The organism is Rhodoplanes sp. P11, assembly GCF_964266735.1.
Classification (GTDB): domain Bacteria; phylum Pseudomonadota; class Alphaproteobacteria; order Rhizobiales; family Xanthobacteraceae; genus Rhodoplanes; species Rhodoplanes serenus.
Genome location: NZ_CAXWGY010000012.1, coordinates 67,902 through 89,139, shown reverse-complemented (window position 1 = coordinate 89,139; position 21,238 = coordinate 67,902). Strand labels below are relative to the sequence as shown.

Annotated in this window: 15 protein-coding genes; 6 read left to right on the top strand and 9 right to left on the bottom strand. The window is 71.0% G+C overall.

The annotated features are described in order from the left end of the window. Positions 1–35: 35 nt before the first annotated feature. Positions 36–488, bottom strand: a complete 453-nt coding sequence (locus tag ACFQUV_RS09640) for a hypothetical protein (protein WP_129610892.1) — start codon at positions 486–488, stop codon at positions 36–38. A gap of 228 nt (positions 489–716) precedes the next feature. On the opposite strand from ACFQUV_RS09640, the gene ACFQUV_RS09635 reads away from it, so the two are divergent. Continuing rightward, the gene (locus tag ACFQUV_RS09635; protein WP_129610891.1) at positions 717–1,817 is read left to right on the top strand and encodes an efflux RND transporter periplasmic adaptor subunit; all 1,101 of its coding nucleotides are present in this window, start codon (positions 717–719) and stop codon (positions 1,815–1,817) included. Positions 1,818–1,820: 3 nt separating this feature from the next. Further along, entirely contained in the window at positions 1,821–4,973 is a 3,153-nt protein-coding gene (locus ACFQUV_RS09630; RefSeq protein ID WP_129610890.1) for an efflux RND transporter permease subunit, read from the top strand. Between the two features lie 370 nt (positions 4,974–5,343). Here the strand turns inward: ACFQUV_RS09630 and ACFQUV_RS09625 are convergent, their stop codons facing one another. The 4 genes from ACFQUV_RS09625 to ACFQUV_RS09610 all read right to left on the bottom strand — a co-directional run bounded on the left by ACFQUV_RS09625 (position 5,344) and on the right by ACFQUV_RS09610 (position 10,195). Next, a complete protein-coding gene (locus ACFQUV_RS09625) occupies positions 5,344–7,176 on the bottom strand; it encodes an ABC-F family ATP-binding cassette domain-containing protein (RefSeq protein ID WP_129610889.1) in 1,833 nt (610 codons plus the stop codon). Between the two features lies 1 nt (position 7,177). Next, positions 7,178–7,723, bottom strand: a complete 546-nt coding sequence (locus ACFQUV_RS09620) for a YaiI/YqxD family protein (RefSeq protein WP_129610888.1) — start codon at positions 7,721–7,723, stop codon at positions 7,178–7,180. Positions 7,724–8,098: 375 nt separating this feature from the next. After that, positions 8,099–9,265 carry a mandelate racemase/muconate lactonizing enzyme family protein gene (locus ACFQUV_RS09615; protein ID WP_129610887.1) on the bottom strand — a complete coding sequence of 389 codons (1,167 nt, stop codon included), beginning with the start codon at positions 9,263–9,265 and terminating at the stop codon, positions 8,099–8,101. A 231-nt stretch (positions 9,266–9,496) separates the two neighbouring features. Further along, positions 9,497–10,195, bottom strand: coding sequence for a hypothetical protein (locus ACFQUV_RS09610; RefSeq protein ID WP_165364127.1), 699 nt, complete (start codon positions 10,193–10,195; stop codon positions 9,497–9,499). A 480-nt stretch (positions 10,196–10,675) separates the two neighbouring features. On the opposite strand from ACFQUV_RS09610, the gene ACFQUV_RS09605 reads away from it, so the two are divergent. Beyond that, positions 10,676–12,718 carry a methyl-accepting chemotaxis protein gene (locus ACFQUV_RS09605; protein ID WP_129610886.1) on the top strand — a complete coding sequence of 681 codons (2,043 nt, stop codon included), beginning with the start codon at positions 10,676–10,678 and terminating at the stop codon, positions 12,716–12,718. A 240-nt stretch (positions 12,719–12,958) separates the two neighbouring features. Here ACFQUV_RS09605 and ACFQUV_RS09600 read toward each other — a convergent pair whose 3' ends face one another. From ACFQUV_RS09600 to ACFQUV_RS09590, 3 genes are all read right to left on the bottom strand, one after another. Beyond that, positions 12,959–14,122 (bottom strand): DSD1 family PLP-dependent enzyme, encoded by a 1,164-nt coding sequence (locus ACFQUV_RS09600; RefSeq protein WP_129610885.1) that lies wholly within the window; start codon positions 14,120–14,122, stop codon positions 12,959–12,961. A gap of 141 nt (positions 14,123–14,263) precedes the next feature. Next, positions 14,264–15,178 carry an alpha/beta fold hydrolase BchO gene (gene bchO / locus ACFQUV_RS09595; RefSeq protein ID WP_244601709.1) on the bottom strand — a complete coding sequence of 305 codons (915 nt, stop codon included), beginning with the start codon at positions 15,176–15,178 and terminating at the stop codon, positions 14,264–14,266. Between the two features lie 99 nt (positions 15,179–15,277). Continuing rightward, positions 15,278–17,317 (bottom strand): c-type cytochrome, encoded by a 2,040-nt coding sequence (locus ACFQUV_RS09590; protein WP_378394702.1) that lies wholly within the window; start codon positions 17,315–17,317, stop codon positions 15,278–15,280. A gap of 624 nt (positions 17,318–17,941) precedes the next feature. On the opposite strand from ACFQUV_RS09590, the gene ACFQUV_RS09585 reads away from it, so the two are divergent. Beyond that, positions 17,942–18,211 (top strand): hypothetical protein, encoded by a 270-nt coding sequence (locus ACFQUV_RS09585; RefSeq protein ID WP_129610882.1) that lies wholly within the window; start codon positions 17,942–17,944, stop codon positions 18,209–18,211. A gap of 135 nt (positions 18,212–18,346) precedes the next feature. Next, positions 18,347–18,475, top strand: coding sequence for a hypothetical protein (locus ACFQUV_RS09580; RefSeq protein ID WP_280176767.1), 129 nt, complete (start codon positions 18,347–18,349; stop codon positions 18,473–18,475). Between the two features lie 24 nt (positions 18,476–18,499). Here the strand turns inward: ACFQUV_RS09580 and ACFQUV_RS09575 are convergent, their stop codons facing one another. Next, a complete protein-coding gene (locus tag ACFQUV_RS09575) occupies positions 18,500–19,282 on the bottom strand; it encodes an SDR family NAD(P)-dependent oxidoreductase (protein WP_129610881.1) in 783 nt (260 codons plus the stop codon). Positions 19,283–19,427: 145 nt separating this feature from the next. On the opposite strand from ACFQUV_RS09575, the gene ACFQUV_RS09570 reads away from it, so the two are divergent. Continuing rightward, positions 19,428–20,633, top strand: coding sequence for a PHB depolymerase family esterase (locus ACFQUV_RS09570; protein ID WP_307719473.1), 1,206 nt, complete (start codon positions 19,428–19,430; stop codon positions 20,631–20,633). Positions 20,634–21,238: the final 605 nt, after the last annotated feature.

Below are 21,238 nucleotides of genomic sequence, written 5' to 3'. Positions count from 1 at the left end.
TGGTCCGGATCGGTCCAGGCCGTGCTGGAGCGCCATCAGCCCCAACACAGGGTCAGGCCGATGTCGCCCGGCATGCCGTTCGGGAACGAGACGATCTGGGCCTTGAGGCGATAGCCGCGTGGCTTCATGTGCCGATCCCAGAAGTCGTACAGCTCCTTCGGCAGCCCGGTGAGCGTGGCCGCCCAGCCGGGCTCCTGGTTGTTGATCGCACGGCCGCGATCGGTACAGAGCGCGTTGGGGAAACGGATCACCTGGATCTCGGTGAGCCCGTTGGCGACCGCCCGGTTGATGATCGCGGCGGCTCGCTTCAGCCGCTCCGCGTCGTCCACTCCCGAGGGCTTCTCGAACTTCTCCAGGAGAGCCACCTTCTCGGCTTCCTCCTGGGCCCGTAGTCGCATTGCGGCCTCGGCCTTCGCGGCCTCGGTGAGGGCGATCGTCTTCATCAGGTCGTCGGCGGTCGGAAGAATGGTCTCGGACGCTGCGGCCATGGCGGCCTCCGCGGGTTTGGGAAGGGTCGGCGCGCTGGGTGGGCGCCGTGAGCCGGTGATCGAAAATCCGGCTCCGTCTCATCAGGACCGTTGCTAAAGCGCCATTCCAACGGAAGTATGAGCATGGCAGACGGTGCCGACCTTGACCGGAGTCAAAACGTCCTGGAGGTCGGCGAAGCGTGCGGTGCATCGGCCGGCGGGCCGATGAGATCGAGGAGGGGGCGGACCATGCGTTCATGGGTCTTTGTGGTGGCGATTGTTCTCGGACTAGGACTTCCAGCTTATGCGCAGTCGGGAGCGGACCCGATCCCGGTGGGGGTGGCGACGGCCGAGCGGCGCGCCATCAACCAGTCGGCCGACTTCGTCGGTCGCGTCGACGCCATCGACAAGGTCGAGATCCGAGCCCGCGTGAAGGGCTTCCTCGAAGCCGTGCAGTTCAAGGAAGGCGACCGGATCAAGACCGGCGATCCGCTCTACGCGATCGAGAAGGGGTTGTTCGCGGCCGACGTGGAGCAGGCGCAGGGCGCGTTGGAGCGGGCCAAGGCGTCGCTGGCGCTCGCCAGCCTGCAACGCCAGCGCGCCGAGGATCTGCTGGCCCGCAGCTCCGGTACCGTGGTGGCGCGTGACCAGGCGATCGCCGAGGAGACCTCGGCCAAGGGCGCCGTGCTGAGCGCCGAGGCCAACCTCGCCACCGCCAAGATCAATCTCGGCTACACCGCGATCACCTCGCCGATCGACGGCAAGGTCGGTCGTACGGCGCTGACCAAGGGCAACGTGGTGGGGCCGGACACCGGCGTGCTCACCACCATCGTCAGCCAGGACCCGATGTACGTCACCTTCCCGATCAGCCAGCGCGAGCTCCTGGAGGCGGCGAACCGCGGCGGCAAGCGATCGCCCGAGGAGCTGACCGTGTCGCTGCGCTTCTCCGACGGGTCGACCTACGACCAGACCGGCAAGATGAACTTCATCGACGTCTCGGTGAACCGCTCGACCGACACCGTGCTGGCGCGCGCCACCATCGCCAATCCGGATGGCCGCCTCATCGACGGCCAGTTCGTCCGGGTGACGCTCCAGACCGCCACTGCCGAGGAGAAGGTGCTGGTTCCGCAGGCGGCGCTGATCGCCGATCAGCAGGGCGTCTACGTGTTCGTCGTCGAGGACGGCAAGGCGGCGGTGCGGCGGCTCACGGTCTCCTCCTCGATCGGTCCCGACGTGGTCGTCGACACCGGGCTGAAGGGCGGCGAGCTGGTCATTGTCCAGGGCTTGCAGGGCGTGCGGCCCGGCGTGCCGGTGCGCGCCAACCCGACGCAGCCCGTCGGCCGGAGCTGAGCCATGCTGTCCTCGATCTTCGTCGACCGGCCGCGCTTCGCGGTCGTCATCGCGATCGTCACCACCATCGCGGGCCTCGTCTCGCTGCTGGCGATCCCGTTCGCCCAATATCCCGACATCGTGCCGCCGCAGGTGCAGGTCACCACCAGCTATCCGGGCGCCTCGGCCGCGGTCGTCGAAGCCACCATCGCGCAGCCGCTGGAGGCCCAGATCGTCGGCGTCGACAAGTCCATCTACATGAAGAGCGTGTCGGGCGACGACGGCAGCTATACGTTGATGGTCTCCTTCGAGCTCGGCACCGATCCCGACATCAACACCGTCAACGTCAACAACCGGGTGCAGGTCGCGCTGTCGCGCCTGCCCGAGGACGTCCGCCGGCAGGGCGTCACGGTGAAGAAGAAGTCGTCGGCGATTCTCGGCGTCGTGGCGCTGTCGTCGCCGAAGCAGACGCACGATCCGCTGTTCATCTCCAACTACGTCACCATCAACATCCTGGACCAGATCAAGAGCACGCCCGGCGTCGGCGATGCCGCGTTGTGGGGGCCGCTCGACTACGCCATGCGGGTGTGGGTGCGGACCGACCGCCTCACCGGGCTCGACCTCACCACCGGCGACATCGTCAAGGCGATCCAGTCGCAGAACGTGCAGGCGGCGGTGGGCCGCATCGGCGCCCGGCCGATCTCCGACGACCAGCGCCTCCAGCTCAACATCCAGACCCAGGGCCGCCTCGCCTCGGTGGCGGAGTTCGAGCAGATCGTCGTGCGCACCAATCCGGACGGCTCGGTGCTGCGGCTCTCCGACGTCGCCCGCATCGAGCTCGGCGCCGCCACCTCCGACACCACCACCGAGCTGAACGGCAACCCGGCCGCCGCCATCGCCATCTACCAGGCGCCCGGCGCCAACGCGATCACCACGCTCGACGCCGTCAAGCGCCTGATGGGCGACCTGGAGAAGCGCTTCCCCGAGGACCTGACCTGGAAGGTCACCTACGACCCGACCACCTTCGTCAAGGCCACCATCCACGAGGTGCAGAAGACGCTGGTGGAAGCCTTCGTGCTCGTCGTGCTGGTGGTCTATCTGTTCCTCGGCAGCTTCCGCGCCACCCTGATTCCCACCATCGCGGTGCCGGTCAGCCTCATCGGCACCTTCGTGGTGCTGCTCGCCATCGGCTACTCGGCCAACTCGGTGTCGCTGCTCGCGGTGGTGCTGGCGATCGGCATCGTGGTGGACGACGCCATCGTGGTGGTCGAGAACGTCGAGCGGGTGATGGAGGAGCATCCCGAGCTGTCGGTCGCCGACGCCACCAAGAAGGCGATGACCGAGATCACTGCGCCGATCGTCGCCATCACGCTGGTGCTGTTGTCGGTGTTCGTGCCGGTGGCGTTCATCCCCGGCATCTCGGGCGAGCTGTTCCGGCAGTTCGCCGTCACCGTCGCGGTGTCGATGTTCCTGTCCGCCATCAATGCGCTGACGCTGTCGCCGGCGCTGTGCGCCGTGCTGCTGAAGCGGCATCACGGGCCGCGGCGCGGGCCGATCGGCGTCGTCATGCGGTCGATCGACCGGGTGCGCGACGCCTACGGGGCGGTGACGGCCCGCATCGTCCGCATCAGCGTCGTCAGCCTGGTGGCGGTCGGCGCCGCGGCCGCGGGGACCTGGGGCTTCGCGCGCATCACCCCGACGGGCTTTCTGCCCGAGGACGACCAGGGTGCCTTCTTCGTCGTCGCCCAGCTTCCGGGCGGCGCCTCGGTGGCGCGCACCTCCGAGGTGGTGAAGCAGGCCGAGGCGATCCTGGCCGACGAGAAGGCCATCGCCGACTTCACCACGGTGGTCGGGCTCAACTTCATCGACAACTTCTCGCAGGCCAACGCCGCCTTCATCGTCGTCACCCTGAAGCCGTTCGAGGAGCGGGCCGACCGCTCGCTCGGGGCCGGCGCCGTGATGGCCCGTCTCGCCCCCAAGCTCCGCCAAATCCCGGGCGGCACGGTGCTGCCGCTGGCACCGCCGCCGATCATCGGTCTCGGCACCGGCGGCGGCTTCACCTATGTGCTGGAGGATCTCCAGGCGGGTGACCCCAAGGTGCTGGCCCAAGTGCTGCGCGGGCTCTTGATCGCCGCCAATCAGGACCCGGATCTCAGCCGGGTGTTCAGCACCTTCTCGGCTACCAATCCGTCGATCCGGCTCGACATCGACCGCGACAAGGCCCAGGTGCTCGGGGTCGAGCTGTCGTCGGTGTTCCAGGCTCTCCAGGCGACGCTGGGCGGGCTCTACGTCAACGACTTCAATCTCTATGGCCGCACCTGGAAGGTGCAGCTCCAGGGCGAGGCGGTGGACCGCGCCATGGTGGACGACCTGTTCCGCATCAATGTGCGCAACAAGGACGGCCAGATGATTCCGATGCGCAGCCTCGCCGAGGCCGATATCGCGATCGGACCGCCGTCGCTGATCCGCTACAACAACCGGCGCGCCGTGACGGTGCAGGGCGCGCCCGCCGAGGGCGTGTCGTCCGGGCAGGCGCTTGCCGCCATGGAGCGGGTCGCCGCCAAGACGCTGCCGACCGGCTTCGCCGGCGAGTGGACCGATACCGCGTTCCAGGAGAAGCGGGCGGAGGGCAAAACCGCCATCATTCTCGGCTTCGCGGTGCTGTTCGCCTATCTGTTCCTGGTGGCGCTGTACGAGAGCTGGACGATTCCGGTGCCCGTGCTCTTGTCGGTGACGGTCGGTCTCCTCGGCGCATTTGTGGCGATCGTGCTGGCGGGACTGACGCTCGATCTCTATGCCCAGATCGGCATGGTGGTGCTGATCGGCCTCGCGGCCAAGAACGGCATCCTGATCGTCGAGTTCGCCAAGGAGCAGCGCGAGCGTGGCGTGCCGCTGCTGGAGGCGGCCACCGAAGGCGCCCGGCTGCGCTTCCGGCCGGTGATGATGACGTCGTTCGCGTTCATCCTCGGGCTGTGGCCGCTGGTGGTGGCGGAGGGGGCCTCGCAGCTCGCCCGCCGCGACGTCGGCACGCCGGTGTTCGGCGGCATGATCTTCGCCTCGTTCCTCGGCATCTTCGTCATTCCGCCGCTCTACGTGGCGTTCCAGGCGGTGCGCGAGCGGCTGCGCCCGAGCACGCGGCCGAAGGTGGAGCTCAAGCAGGACGCTGCCGTCGAGTGATGCTGTTTCCGGGTGATCGGTTCGCCGTCGTTCCGGGGCGCGGCACCCGGATCGGCGCTTCGCGCCGGCCGGGCGCAGCGAACCCGGAACCCAGCGACACACGTCATCTCACGGCAAACTTTTGACTCCCGGCTGGATTCCGGACAGCCGCTTCGCGGCTTCCGGAATGACCGCCGAGTGGATTAGCCGGATCTCGTATGAAGCCGCGTGTCCCGGCTCACGGCGCGTCGCGCCGCGTCCGGGACACGAGGTGGCGGAGTCTGCTCCGCCTAGAGCGGTATCCGATCCAACTGGATCGACCCCGCTCTGGAAGTCCTTATTTGATCGCATTTTCGACGGCGAACCGGGTCCCACTTCGCCGGAAAATGCTCTAGCGCCCCTCGATCTCCTCGCGCAGAATCTCCAGCTCCAGCCAGCGCTCCTCCGCGGCGGCCAGCTCGGCCTCGGCGGCGGCCGCCGCCGAGGAGGTCTCCTCGAACGCCTTGCGGTCGCGTGCGAACAGGCCCGGATCGGCGAGCGTGTCGTGCAGCGCCGCGATGCGGGCCTGCAAGGCTGCCATCCGGGCCGGTAGCGTCTCCAGCGCGTGCTTCTCGTTGAAGCTGAGGCGGCGCTTGCCGGCCTTGGGCTCGCTGTCGCGCGGCGTCGGCGGAGCGGCGTCGCCCCCCTTGTCGCCGGTGTCCTTCGGGGTCGGGGCGGCGGTCGCACGGGCGAGGTCGCGGCCGCGCTGCGCCAGCATGTCGGAGTAGCCGCCCGCATACTCGGTCCAGCGGCCGTCGCCCTCCGGCACCAGCACGGCGTTGACGATGCGGTCGAGGAAGTCGCGGTCGTGGCTGATCAGCAGCACCGTGCCGGCATAGTCGCCGAGCATCTCCTCGAGCACGTCGAGCGTATCGAGATCGAGATCGTTGGTCGGCTCGTCGAGCACCAGCAGGTTCGACGGCTTGGCGAGCGCGCGGGCGAGCATCAGCCGGCCGCGCTCGCCGCCCGACAGCACGCCGACCGGGGTGCGGGCCTGCTCGGGCGCGAACAGGAAGTCCTTCATGTAGCCGACCACGTGGCGTGGCTTGCCGGCGACCATCACGCTGTCGCCGCGACCGCCCGTCAGGGTGTCGGCGACGGTGGCAGCCGGATCGAGGCTGTCGCGATCCTGCTCCAGCATCGCGACCTCGAGGTTGGCGCCGAGCCGCACCGTGCCGGCGTCGGGCGCCAGCGTTCCGGTGATGAGCGACAGCAGCGTGGTCTTGCCGCTGCCATTGGGGCCGACGATGCCGATGCGGTCGCCGCGCCGGATGCGGGTCGAGAAGCCGGTCACGATCGGCCGGCCGTCATACGCCTTGGCGACGTCCTTGGCCTCGATCACCAGGGCGCCCGACGTGTCGGCCTGGGCCGCCGCCAGCGCCACGCTGCCGGCGGCGGCGCGGTAGTCGCGACGCTCGCGCCGCATCGTCGCCAGCAGCTCGACGCGCCGCATGTTGCGCTTGCGCCGGGCGGTGACGCCGTAGCGCATCCAGTGCTCCTCGGCGACGATCCTGCGGTCGAGCTTGTGCTGCTCGCGCTCCTCCTCGGCCAGGACCTCGTCGCGCCATGCCTCGAAGGCCGAGAAGCCGCGCTCGATGCGGCGCAGCCGGCCGCGGTCGAGCCAGGCGGTGGCCCGCGACAGGCCGGCGAGGAAGCGGCGATCGTGGCTGATCATCACGAGGGCGGCGCGCGAGCCGGCGAGCGTCGTCTCCAGCCACTCGATCACCGGCAGGTCGAGATGGTTGGTGGGCTCGTCGAGCAGCAGGATGTCGGGATCGGGGGCGAGCACGCGGGCGAGCGCGGCGCGGCGCGCCTCGCCGCCGGAGAGCGTGGCGGGCTCCTCGTCGCCGGTGAGGCCGAGCTGCTCCAGCAGATAGCGAGCGCGGTACGGGTCGTCGCCGGGGCCGAGACCGGCCTCGACATGGGCGAGCGTCGTCCTGGCGTCGCCGAAGTCGGGCTCCTGCGGTAGGTAGCGCACGGTGGCGCCGGGCTGCACGAAGCGGTCGCCGCGGTCGGGCTCGACGAGGCCGGCGGCGATGCGGAGCAGCGTCGACTTGCCGGAGCCGTTGCGGCCGACCAGGCACAGCCGATCGCCGGCCGCCACCGCCAGCTCGACGCCGTCGAGCAGCGGGCGGCCCCCGAAGGTCAGGCCGATGTCCTTGAGCTGGAGGAGCGGCGGCGCCATCTCAGCCTTCCGCCCGACTGTCGGGGCCGGTGCGCCCGGCCGCCACGGTGCGGGCCGCGCGGCGCACCGCCTGCTCGAGCGCTTGCAGGAAGGCGGAGCGGTCGCGCGGGCCGAACGGCCGCGGGCCGCCGGTCACCTCGCCGGCGGCGCGCAGGTCGGTCATCAGGTCGCGCACTGCCAAAGCCATGCCGATGTCCGCCTCGGTGAACGCCTTGCCGGTCGGCGCCAGGACGGCGGCGCCGGCCTTCACGCAGCGGGCGGCGAGTGGCACGTCGGCGGTCACCACCACGTCCCCCGGACCCGCCTCGCCGGCGATCCGGTCGTCGGCCGCATCCATGCCGGCGCCGGCCGCCACGCGGGTGATCAGCGGGTTCTGCGGCACCCGGATGAAGCCGGCCGCCACCACGACCACGGCCACGCCGTGGCGGGCCGCGACGCGGTAGATCTCGTCCTTCACCGGACAGGCGTCGGCGTCGACGAGAATGCGTGGACGATGAGGCGCAGGCGCTGCGGGAGCGGATGGTTCGGGTGCGGACGGTATGGACATCGGGTCGCGATAGCGGGTTTTTCCGATCCGCGCCACCGCGAGAGGGCGGTCCGGCGCGTCCCTTCACATGCGAAGGGCTGCCCGCGAGGGCAGCCCTTCCATTGTCGAACCGGGTCCGGCGAGGACCGCGGACGCCGCTTTGCGCGACGCTGGCACCGCAGGGCGGCGCCGGCGCCGCATCAGGCGGCGCGGACCTCGCGAGAGGCGAGGATCCAGGTCGCAGCCGGAGACCACGGCGAATGACAATGAGACACTGGATCACCTCCTTTCGGTTGTTGACGATGCCCGGCATGTAGGGTGCGGCGCAGCGGATGGGAAGACCCTCGCCGCGATGCTCTCCCCACCTCTTCCCGCGCACGGGAAGAGGTGGCCCGTCTACTCGGCCAGCTCGCGCATCACCGTCAGCACGTCGGCCTTGGCCTCGAAGCCGATGCCGGGCGTATCGGGCAGCCGCACCCACGAGTCCTCGACCGCATAGCCGTCGGCGAAGCCGCCGAACGGCTTGAACAGGTCCGGATAGGACTCGTTGCCGCCGAGGCCGAGACCGGCCGCGATATTGAGCGAGAGCTGATGGCCGCCATGCGGAACGCAGCGCCGCCACGACCAGCCGTGATCCTTCAGCATCGCGAGGGTGCGCAGATACTCCACCAGGCCGTAGCTGAGCGCGCAATCGAACTGGAGCCAGTCTCGATCGGGCCGCATCCCGCCGTGGCGGATCAGGTTGCGGGCGTCCTGCATGGAGAACAGGTTCTCGCCGGTCGCCATCGGGTGCTTGTAGACCTGCGCCATGGCGGCCTGGAGGCCGAAGTCGAGCGGGTCGCCGATCTCCTCGTACCAGAACAGTCCATAGGGCTCGAGCGCCTTGGCATACGCGATGGCGGTCTCCAAATCGAAGCGGCCGTTGACGTCGACCGCGAGGTTGGCGCCGTCGCCGACGACCGACAGCACCGCCTCGATGCGGCGCAGATCCTCGGGGAGCGGCGCGCCGCCGATCTTCATCTTGACGACGCGATAGCCGCGGTCGCGGTAGCTCCGCATCTCGTCCTTGAGCTTCTCGTCGTCCTTGCCCGGATAGTAGTACCCGCCGGCCGCGTAGACGAAGACCCGGTCGTCCGCCTCGCCGCCGCGGTAGCGGTCGGCCAGCAGGCGCCACAGCGGCTTGCCCTCGATCTTGGCGACCGCGTCCCACACCGCCATGTCGACGACGCCGACCGCGACCGAGCGCTCGCCATGGCCGCCCGGCTTCTCGTTGGTCATCAGCGTGCGCCAGATCTTGAACGGGTCGAGATTGTTGCCGTCGTCGGTGATCAGCGTCTCCGGCGCGGCGTCGCGCAGGCGCGGCAGGAAGCGGTCGTGCAGCAGCGCGCCGGGGCTGTAGCGGCCGTTGGAGTTGAAGCCGTAGCCGACGACGCGGCGGCCGTCGCGCACCACGTCGGTGACGACGGCGACCAGGCTGCACGTCATCGTCGAGAAGTCGATGTAGGCGTTGCGGATGGCGGAGGCGATCGGGAAGGTCTTCTCGCGGATGTCGACGATGCGCACCGGAATGATCCTTTTCGGCGGATAGGCGGATAGGCGGAGAGGCGGAGGGGGAGCGGGCGCGGCGCGAATGGCCCGGTCGTCGCAGTCGTGTAGTCCGCGGCGGGTCGCCGCGGCAACGCGCGATCCGGCATGGCGCGTCGCACGCGAGCGCAGGGCGGCCGGCAGCCGGGAGGACATCCGGACGGTGGTGCGCCGGACGGTGGCGTGCCGGACGGTGGTGCGGAGCGAGGCTCAGAGCTTCTCGGCGATGTCGCCGAGACCCATGACGTGCGACAGGCTGCGGACCTCGCGCTTCTGGTCCTCGCGCAGGCGACCCATCAGGGGGCCGGCCGCCGCCTTGAGGCGCTCGATGCTCGCGACGTCGAGGGTGGCCGATCCGCGGCGATCGGCGGCGCGCCGCCACACCACGCCGCGCAGCGCGGCCTCCACCGGCGGCCACAGCTTCTCCTGGTCGGCGGTGAGTTTGAGGCGGCCCTTGATCGAGGCGATCTGGGCGTCGTTGAGAAGCGCGTTGGACGGGCGGGGGCGCGCCGTCTCGGCCGGCGGTGCCGGGGTCGGCCACGCCGGCGCCGGCGCATAGGCGGTGATCCCGCCGCCGGGCGGAACCGCAGCGGTCTCGGCCGGCGGGGCGGGGCTGCCGAAGCGGTCGGAGAAATCGGTGCGCAGGGCGGGACCGGCGGCGGGCATCTCGGTCGACGCCGTGGCGGTCCATTCGGCCGGGAAGCGCTGGCGGACGGCCTCGGCGGCGCTCGGCTCGGGCGGCGGCGCCGGCCCCCGGCCCGGGCGGCTCATGACGACCGAGAGGACCGCCGCGATCCCGAGCGCGACCGCCAGCGCACCGAGCGGCATCGCCAGCGTCCGCCAGGCGAATGGCCGGCGCTGCGGCGCCCGGTCGATCCGCCCGCTCCACGGCGCCGGCTCCCGCCGCACGGGGGCTCCCCGATGCTGCGGGCGGGTGGCGGCAGGCCGGATCGAGGGCGCACCCATCGCGTGTGACGCAGAACCCTGTGGACGAGAACGGGCGGTGGCGGCGGGCGGACCCTGCCGCTCCCCGTGGAGGTGTAGCAAAAACTCGCCGGAAGTGCGAACTGCGCAAAATTCGGCTTAACCAGCTTGGGGGTTAACCCGATCTCAAGAGATCCGCCGAAGAGTGAGCGGACGAGATCGTTCGAGTTGAAGGTGCCCGCGGCCCCGCGCGTTTGGGCGCTTTGTCGCGCATGCTGGCTTTCAACCCGTCGTCCGGCTTCGGTCTGGACGAGATCGGCGGCTCGATCCGCGCGAGTCTGCCGTGATGGGTCGGGAGCTTCCCTCAACGCGCCTCATATTGCCGATATCATGATCAGAGTTGCTCGTCGGATTGGAACCAAGCTCGCTGTTTCGGCAGCCATCGGAGTGCTGTTCGTTGTCGGAATGATCGTCAACACGGGGCTCAACGGCCGGTCGATCCAGACCATGACCGGCGTCGCCAACGAGCGCCAGCGCGCCGCCCAGGACGCGGTGCGGGTCGACCACCACTTCCAGAGCATGCAGACCTTCACCCGGGACGCCCGCCTGGCGCGCACCGAGCCGGAGGTCGATACCGCGCTGCACGATCTGGAGAAGAGCTCCGGTGACGGCTTCGCGCTGCTGGATGCGCTGATCGAGCGCAACAAGGACCCGGCCGTCGGCCAGACGCTCGACAAGGCCAAGGAGCTGTATGCCGACTATCTCACCGGCGCCGCCGAGTTGGTCGAAAGCCAGCGGGCGCTGGTCGCCCTGTGGTCGGAGCGCCGCCGCCTCGGCGCCGAATGGGACGCCACGTTCGGCCGCGTTCTCGACCTCATCGCCGCCCAGGCGGGCGACATGCGCGCCGTGGAGGCGCGCCTGCGCGACACCGCCACGGCGGTCGACCTGCTGCGGGTCGCCTCCTTCGCGTCGGATGGCGAGCGCGGCCCTGATCGCGGGGCCGAGGTGGGCCGTGCCGCCGCCGAGGCCCGCACCCTGCTGGCGCGCGCCCGCACCGCGGCGCCCGACCAGGCCGAGGTGACGGCCGCGCTCGACGGCCTCGCCGCCATCGTCGCGTCGACCGCCGAGACCGCCAACAAGATCATCACCACCAGCGGCGAGCAGGACGTCCTGCTGGGCGACCGGCTGAAGCCGATCGTGGCGCAGATCGGCGCGCAGCTCGACGGCATCACCGAGACGGCCAACCAGGCGGCCGAGCGGGAGATGGCGGCAACCGCGTCGCGCATCTCCGACTCGACTTTGATCAACGCCGCGGCCGGCGGCTTCGTGCTGCTGGTGCTGATCGGCTCGGCGGTGTTCGGCGAGCTCTCCATCGCGCGCCCGATCCGGCGTGTCGGAATCGTGCTCAGGGCGCTCGCCGACGGCGACAAGTCGGTGGAGATCCCCTATGTGAGCCGCCGCGACGAGGTCGGCGACAATGCCCGCGCCGCCCAGGCGTTCCGCGACAATCTGGAGCGGCTGGCGACGCTCGAGGCGGAGCAGCGCGCCGCCGACGAGCGGGCCGCCCACGAACGGCAGGAGGCCGTTCACCGCATCGCCGACAGCTTCGAGACCGCGATCGGCGCCATCGTCGACCAGGTGTCGACCGCGGCGTCCGAGCTGGAGGCGGCGTCGGGCAGCTTGACCCAGACGGCCGAGACCACGCAGCATCTGTCCATCAGCGTGGCATCGGCGTCGCAGCAGGCATCCGCCAATGTCGAGAGCGTCGCCTCGGCCACCACCGAGATGACCGCCTCGGTGAGCGAGATCGCCCGCCAGGTGCAGGAATCGACCCGCATCGCCGCCGACGCCGTCCGCCAGGCCGAGAAGACCGACAGCCGCATCGGCGAGCTGTCACAGGCGGCGAGCCGCATCGGCGACGTGGTGAAGCTCATCACCGCCATCGCCGAGCAGACCAACCTGCTCGCCCTCAACGCCACCATCGAGGCCGCGCGCGCCGGCGAGGCCGGCAAGGGCTTCGCGGTCGTCGCCCAGGAGGTGAAGGCGCTCGCCGCCCAGACCGGCAAGGCGACCGGCGAGATCGGGGCCCAGATCGCCGGCATGCAGCAGGCCACCCACGAGTCGGTGGTCGCCATCAAGGAGATCGGCGGCACCATCGGCCGCATCGCCGAGATCGCCGCGGCGATCGCGGCGGCGGTCGAGCAGCAGGGCGCCACCACGTCGGAGGTCGCGCGCAACATTCAGCAGGTGTCGCAGAGCACCCAGGATGTCGCCCGCACCATCGGTGAGGTGAGCCACGGTGCGAGCGCCACCGAGACCGCATCCGAGCAGGTGCGCAACTCCGCCGTTCTGCTGGCCGCCGAGGGCGGCAAGCTGAAGGACGAGGTGCGGCGCTTCCTGCTCAACGTGCGCACCGGGCCGCTCGACCGTCGCGAGACCGACGATCCGAGCTTCACGGGTCCCGAGCGCCGTGCCGATCGTCGGGGCGCGGCGAGCCGGGCCGCCTGAGCGCGTGCGCGGTGGTTCGTGATCCTGTTCCGGGTGATCAGTTGACCGTCATTCCGGGGCGCGGCGAAGCCGCGAGCCCGGAATCCAACGGCAAACTCGGAGCTCTCGGCTGGATTCCGGGTGCGGCGTTGCACGCCGCCCCGGAATGACACCGAATGGATCAGCCGGATCTCGTATGAGGCCGGATGGCGGATCGCGCATGGCGACCGCCACCCGTCACGTCACGGCCCAGGTGCCTGTTCACCAGCCGTTGAACCGCGGCCACACCGCGACGTCGCCGGCCGTGTCCACGACCTGATAGGCGGAGAACTGCGCCGCCGTGGCGCAGGCGTGGTTGGGCAGGATGCGCAGCCGGGTGCCGATCGGGAAGCGGCGGGCCACGTCGTCGTCGCCCTCGCCCTCGCCCTCGCCCGCGCGCTCGGCGCCGTCCGCCCGCCGCCCCAGGATGCCGTGCTCCTGGTTGGCGCCGAGCATGATCCAGCCATCGACCAGTCGCCCGTCGGCATCGCACACCGCGCCGTAGCCGTAATCGATCGCCTGCGATTGGGTGCCGCGGTCGCGGCTCATCGCCATCCAGCCGGCATCGACGATCGCCCAGCCTTTCTCGACCTGGTGGCCGATCACCGTGGTCAGCACCGAGAGCGCGATCTCGTCCGGCCGGCAGACGCCGACATTGGCCATCACCAGGTCGAAGAACACGTAGACGCCGGCGCGCACCTCGGTGACGCCCTCCAGGTTCTGCGCCGACAGCGCCGTCGGGGTCGAGCCGATGCTGACTTGCGGGCAGGGCAGGCCAGCGGCGCGCAGGCGCTCGGCCGCCCGCACGGTGCGGCGGCGCTCCTGCTCGGCGATCTGGGCCAACGCCTCGGGGGTGCTCAGCCCGTAGGAGCTGCCGGCATGCGCCAGCACGCCCTGGAGCGTGGCGCCGCCGTCGGCGAGGCGCCGTCCGATGTCGATCAGCGTCGTGCTCTCCGGATCGACGCCGGCACGGTGGCCGTCGGTGTCGATCTCGATGACGACGTCGAAGGCGTGTCCCTCGGCGCGGCCGCGCGCCACCACGGCGTCGGCCCCGGTGACCGAATCGACCAGTACGGCGAGCCGGCAGCCGGCGCGGCGCAGCGCCAGCACGCGGTCGAGCTTCTGCGGCGCGATGCCGACCGCATAGAGGATGTCGTCGAAGCCGGCGGAAAAGAACTCCTCCGCCTCCTTCAGGGTCGAGACGGTGATGCCCGGCGCGCCGGCGTCGCGTTGCAGGGTGCCCACGGCGATACATTTCGACGTCTTGACGTGCGGGCGCAGCCGCACGCCGAGCGTGTCCATGCGGGTCTGCATGCGCGCGATGTTGCGCATCATCGCGGCGTGGTCGATCACTGCGGCGGGGGTTACGACGTCGTCCAGGCGCACGGGCGGGCCTCGTTTTTCCGGTTGGGGTCGAGGCCCTTCATAAAGCGGAACCCGATTCAACTGAATCGGATTCCGCTCCATGACGTCTTTCATGGTCGCGGTTTCGACGGCGAACCGGATGGAGGCGCCGTTACGGGCGGATCACTCCGCCGCGACCGCCACCTCCTGCTCCACCAGATGGAGCGCCGGCAGCACGCCGGCCTCGCGCCCCACCTGCACCATCAGGGCCGCCACCTCGTCCGGGCGCTCCTCGTGGGCGAGATGGCCGAGCCCCGGCAGTGGCACCAGCGTCGCATCCGGCAGCAGCACGCGGACGCGCGCGGCGTCGTCGGGCGCGATGGTCTTGTCGTTGCCGCCGGTCACCAGCACCAGCCGGGTGCGCAGATGCGGCAGCTCGCGGGCGAGCGGCGGCAGCCGCCAATTGGCCATCATCCGCACCGCGGCGGCGACGTGGCCGGGATGGCAGGTGAGCCGCCGGTAGAAGGCGATGCCGGCGGGGTCGAGGGTCGAGCCGGTGTCGCGGATCATCCGCTCGACGAAGCCATCGTTGGCGGCGAAGCGGGCGAACAGGCGCGGCACCATGGCGCTCGCCGCCAGGAGGCGTGCAAACGGCGTCAGCAGGCGGCCGGCCATGCCGCCGATCGGCAGCATGGCGCCGTTGAGGCCGACGAGCGCCCGCGGCCCGATCCGCCCGTCGAGGCACATGCGGGCCAGCACCGCGGCGCCCGCCGAGTGCCCCGCCACCACGGCGGGGAAGCGGCCGAGCGCCTGGAGCAGCGCATGCAGGTCCTCCGCCATGCCGTCGAGCGACAGGCGCTCGCGGGCCGGCATCTCGGTGAAGCCGTGGCCCGGGAGATCGGGCGCCACCACGGTGAAGTGGCGGGCCAGCAGCGGCATGAGATCACGCCACGAATGGGTGGCCGAGCCGGTGCCGTGGATCAGCAGCAGCACCGGCCCGCGTCCCATCTCCTGGACGTGCCAGCGCAGGCCGGCGGCCTCGACAAAGTGGCTGGCCTGTCGATTGGGCCAATCGTGGCCGTCGCGCTCCCACGACAGCGGGGGATGCGGAGACGCCGATGGGGAGGCGGGCGAGTGCTGCGGACGGGAAACGGGACGACGCACGGGGGACTCCTGACGGTCGGGGGTGAAACGGGGTCAGCGGCATCCGGGTGTGGTGCTGGGCACCGTCCACACCGTGTAGTCGCGGCAATCGTCGACCGAGGGCGGCCGATAGGCCGGCACCGCCGTGGCCACCGGCGGCAGCCGCCGCAGATAGGCGGTGAGCGCCATCACGTCCTCCTCGTCGAGGTTGGAGAAGTGGTCCCACGGCATCGCCTGCCAGTAGAGCGGGCGGCCGCGGCGGCCGACGCCGGAGCGCACCGCGCGGGCGATCTCGGCATCGCTCCAGGCGCCGATGCCGGCGCTCGGATCGGACGAGATGTTGGCGGTGTAGAGGGTGCCCGGCAGGCCGCTCAGCTTGAGCCCGCCGCTGCCGTCGGCGCGGTGGCAGAACACGCAGGACGCATGGGTGAAGAGATAGCGGCCGCGGTCAATCAGGGCGGCCTGCTCGGGGGCGAGCCCGTCGGTCGTCGGCTGTGGCACGTCGCGCAGCGCCGCGTCCGCCACCAGGCCGGCCGGGACGAGGCCGAGCATCGGGGCCGCGTAGACGGCGACCGCCGCCGTGCCGGCGAGGGCGCCACGCCAGCTCCGCCGGCCGAGCGGCAGCCACAGCCGTGCCGGGATCGCCCGCGCCAGCAGGGCGAGCCAGAGCAGGAGCACCACCGCCTGAGCGATGGTCATCAGCGTCTGCACGCGGGCGAGGCTCGGCCCGCTGCGCCCGGCGAAGTTGCCGGCCACATAGGTGATCGTCTCGGGTCGGCCGAGCCACGGATCGCCGCTCCACAGCTTGGTCAGCACCGTCTCGACGGCGCCGTAGCCGAGCGGCTCGGGCACCGCGTTGTGCACCGGCGGCAGCGTCTTCAGATAGCGGGCGATCGCCATCGCGTCGGGGTCAGACAGGCCGTGCAGGAACAGCCACGGCATGCTCCACGGATTGAGCAGGCCGTTGGCGGTGCGGCCGTCGCGGATGGCGCGGGCGATCTCGGCCTCGCTCCAGCGGCCGAGGCCAGTCTCGTCGTCGGGCGTGAGGTTGCGGCTGACGAACACGCCCTGCGGATGCGCGGTGACGCGGATGCCGCCGGCCAGATAGCGGTCGTCGCGGTAGATGCCGATGCGGCTGACCTCGGTGTGGCACAGGCCGCACAGGCCGGCGCGCACCAGATAGCGGCCGCGCACCAGCGGGTCGGCCGATTGGCCGGGGCTCGCCAGCACGGCGCCCGGCTCGCCGGGGGCGGGGCGGCGGCGCGACTCGATGAAGTCGACCAGCGCCCAGCGGTCGGCCTCCGGCAGATGCGCGTAGGCCGGCATGGGGGCGGGCGCGAGCCCGGTGGTGAGGCGCAGGAAGACGTCGGCGGGCGCGGCGCCGCCGCGGAACGTCCACGGCGCCGTCAGGTCTCGGCTGGTGACGGAGCTGTCGGCCGCTTCGGCCATCACTTGTCCGCCGCGCAGATCGTCACCGTGGCAGCCGGCGCAGCCCTGCTCGGAATAGAGCGCCGCCCCGCGTGAGACGCTTGCGGCCGTCGCCGGCGGACGTGTCGGCACGACCACGGGTGCGGTGTCCGTCGGACTCGCCGTAGCGGCCGGCGCGCCGAGATCGCGCACGAAGGCGACGACCGCGTTCAGGTCGGTGGGAGTGAGGATGTCGCCGAAGCCCGGCATGGCGCTCGCTGCGAGCCCGTCGCGCACCACGCGGCGGATGTCGTCGACATGCGGCGGTGCGCCCGCCGGCGTCGTCTTGTACTTGAACGCCGTGGCGGTCAGATCGCGCGGCCGCGGCGCCAGCGAGGGCGCGGCGGCACCGTTGCCGCGGCCTTCGGGACCGTGACAGATGGCGCAGTTCTCCAGGAAGACGCGCTGCCCGCGCGCTGCGCCGGGCGGCACGCTCGCGGCGGGCGGCCACACGATGTCGGCGTAGCGGTCCGCCTCGGGCTGCCACATCGAGACGGGCGAGGCATAGCCCAAATGGCCGATCAGCGAGCGGGCGAGATCGAGGGCCAGCAGGAGGCTGCACGCCGCGAGGCTCCAGCGCAGCAGCCGCCGCGTACCGAGGCTCGCACTCTCCGGTGCGACGGGCACGGCTGGTTCGGCGGCCGTCATGGTCCGGTGGCTCTCCGAGCGGTTCTGTGGAGATCGGGCGAGGCGACGGAGGCGCCGGGGCTATGCGCGTCGTCGGTCACGGAGACGTCGGTGTCCCGGGCCGGCAGGTCGCGACGCCTCGGGGGCCTCGCGAGGCTCCGATGTCTGCCAAGCCAAATCGGACCGGAGCGACGAGTTCCACGCCGCCACGGCGCGCCATGCATGATTCTGAGATCGTGATCAGATGCGGTCGCGTGTGTCAGTCGGACAAGACAGCCGTCGTCATCATGCGTCACGCCGCGCAGACAGTTTCAGGGATGGTGCGGCCGGTTGGGTACGGCAGTCGACACGTCGCGCGACCGCGGCTGACGCACGCCGTTGTCAGCTCGTCGTGACAACCGACGCAATGTGATCTGAAGTCGCGCGGCAGCGCTGTCCGTGGGTCATTTCGCTTGTCGGTGCGCGGAACGGATCTCTACACTCCAGGTTCTTACACTGCGGAGCGTGAGACCACCGCGTCGATGCTGTCGACGACGGAGCCGCAGTAGACGCAGCACGGCCCGAACGGCACGCCGTCCTGCTCGCTTCGTTCCGCGTCGCCGCCCCCGAACCGACGAGACGACGATGACCCAACCCTCGACCAGCCGCTACCGTACCGCCGCCCTGGATGTCGCCACGCGGCGGACCGATCGCAGCAGCTACAACGAACGCATGAGCGTGCTGATCTGGGCGATGCTCGCCGTCATCTTCGTGACGCTCGTGGTGTCGACCGTGTTCGGCGCCGGCACCGAGCCGACCCGCATGGCGGTGGTGCCGCTGGCGATCGTCGCGGTTGGGCTGGTGGCTTTGGTGGTGCTGGAGTTCATCAAGCTGATCACTGGCGCGGCGCGCTGATCCACGTCAGGCCCCGACCCACCCTGCATCCTGGTCCGTCCGCGACCGCCCGACCGTCACGGTCGGGCGCGTCGTCTCGCGGATCTCTCGCGGTGCCGCCGGAAGCCCATCTCCACAGACGTCCCGGAGTGCCTCATGAAGATGTCCCATCTCGCGACCTTCCTGCTGATCGTCATGGGCGGCGCCGTCCAGCAGGTCGGCGACAGTGTGCGCCGCGGCCTCCAGCGGTCGCCGCGCCCGAGCGAGCCGCAACAGCGCGGTTGATCCACCCGCTTGCGACGCCGTGATTCACAGCGCTCGCGTCTCGCCACCATCGAGATCCACGATGGCGCCGTTAAGGTGGGCGAGGCGCGGCGACGCCATCACGGCGATCAGGTCGGCGACCTCCTCGGGCCGGGCGAAGCGCGCGACGCGGTGTGTCGCCCGCATCCGCGCGGCGGCGTCCTGCTCCGACAGGCCGGTCTCCGTCATCAGCCGGGCGAGGCGGACGCGGTAGCGGTCGGTCTCGACAATGCCCGGATTGACGGTGTTGACCCGCACGCCGTCGGCGATGCCACGATCGGCCAGCGCCTTGGTGAGAAGGCCGAGCGCCGCGTTGACGCTGCCCCCGATGGCGAAGTCGCGATCACCCGTGCGCCCGCCATTGCCCGCCACGGTGACGATGCCGCCGGCGGCCTCACGCAGATGCGGCCACGCCGCGCGCACCATCCGTACCGTTCCGAAGAACTTGAGCGCGAAGCCGTCCGTCCAGTCGGCTTCGTCGAGGGCGAGCACGTCGCCGCGCTTGGTGGCGCCGGCGCAGTTGACCAGAAGATCGAGACGGCCGAGCGCCGCCACCGCGGTGGCGACGACGCCGCCGGCCGCCTCCGGCTTGCGCAGGTCGGCCGCGATCGCCACGGCGCGGCCGCCGCCGGCGATGATCTCGTCGTGCAACGCCGCCAGCCTTTCCGCGGATCGTCCGGTCAGTGCGACGTCCATGCCTTCGCGCGCCAGCCGGAGCGCGGTGGCCCGGCCGATTCCGCCCGTCGCGCCGGTGACGATGGCGGCCTTGCCGGCGAGCGCGAGGTCCATGGCGCGTGTTCTCCTGTCATCCCGCCGCCATAGGACAGCCGTGATCCCCCCGCAACACAAGGCCCGAGATCGACAACGATGCCGGCCCGCGTCGCCGACGACCGCGGCCGGACGCGGCCGTGGCACGACCGAGAGGATGACGCGCGTGACTGGACTGGAATCGACCATCGCGGCGCTGGCGCGCCAGCGCAAGCAGTGGGAGAACTTCTTGCGCATCATGCCGGGCGGGCCCGCCGCCCGCGAGCAGCCGCCCGGACCGAGCCGGCTCGTCGAGGTGCCGGAGTTCGGGGCTAACCCGGGCCAGCTTCGGATGTTCAAGTACGTGCCGCGCAAGCCGCGCCGCAGCCTCGTGGTGGTGCTGCACGGCTGCACCCAGACGGCGGCGAGCTACGATCTCGGCGCCGGCTGGTCGACGCTCGCCGATCGCTACGGGTTCCTGCTGCTGCTGCCGGAGCAGCGGCGCGAGAACAATCCGAAGACCTGCTTCAATTGGTTCCGCGAGAGCGACATCGTCCGCGGCGGTGGCGAGGCCGCCTCGATCCGCCAGATGATCACCCGGATGGCGGCCGACCACGATATCGATCCGAGGCGGATCTTCATCACCGGCCTGTCGGCCGGCGGCGCCATGGCGGCCGTGATGCTCGCCACCTATCCGGAGGTGTTCGCCGGCGGCGCCATCATCGCGGGCCTGCCCTATCGCAGCGCCACCAGCGTGCGGCAGGCGCTGGAGAGCATGTTCCAGGTGCGGGTGCGCACGCCGGCCGAATGGGGCGATCTCGTCCGCGCCGCCTCGCCGCATCGCGGGCCGTGGCCGAAGGTGTCGATCTGGCAAGGCGGCGCCGACCGCGTCGTGCGGCCGAAGAACGCCGAGGAGCTGCTGAAGCAGTGGACCGACGTGCATGGCCTCTCGACCCGGCCGGATCGGACCGAGACCGTAGACGGCTATCCGCGTCACGTCTGGCTCGATGGGCGCGGCGAGGAGGTGATCGAATCCTACATGATCCCGCTGATGGCGCACGGCACGCCGATCGCGGCCGCGGACGCCCATGCGGGGGAGAGCTACGGCGTGCCGGGCGAGTATCTGATCGAGGTCGGCATCTCGTCCTCCTATCACATCGCCCGCTTCTGGGGGCTCGTCGACACGCGCCGTGACGCGGTGCGTCCGCCCCGAGCGCCGGCCGCTACCATGCCGCGCCAACAGGCCGACCTCGAGGGCGGCTCGACGGGGGGCGCCCTCCCGTCCGGCGGCGATGCGGGTGCCGGCCGCGACGGTCGCGGCGGGCTCGCCGGCATGGTCGAAGGCTCCATCCGAAAGGCGTTGACGGCCGCCGGGCTGATGCGGCGGCGCTGAGGGGCGGCTTCCCGCTCGTCCGGCGGCCGTTGGTGCGCCGCCGGGCCGCCCGTCGGCTGCCGGTGCGCCTGCGCGGTCCGCCGCCGGCGCGCGCTGCCGGCCCGCCGGCCCGAACGAGGCGCTCCGACGACCCCCTCGCGGCGTGAGTCGCGGCACGAATTCTCTGCTATCGCCTTTTTTAGTTTGATGACGTGCATCGGCCGCAGGCCAGATGCTCCGCCCCAGCATGGCGCTTGTGCAGCTCACGCGGAAGATCACTTGATATTTCACATGGCGGGTCTGCGACCCGCGCGCGGCCGCCGAGTTCGCGGGCCGAAACGGCTGTGCCGCAGCGGTGACGTTCGCATATGCAGCACCGCCGCGGCGCTCGGTCCGGCTGCCCAGAAGCTTTAGGAAACCCCTGCGGAGCGCGGACTTGTCGCGTCGCGACGAGCGCGTCCGAACGACCGTCTTCGCGGCGGCGCAGCGTGAGGTCGCCACCGCGTTTCGCGCGCATCGCCACGGTTGGATCAACTCATGTTTCGATCGCAGCACTGCGTCGACCAGACCGGGCGGCTCCGGCTGCTTTTGACAATAGTCAGAGAAGGTGGGCTGGGCGAGGCGTA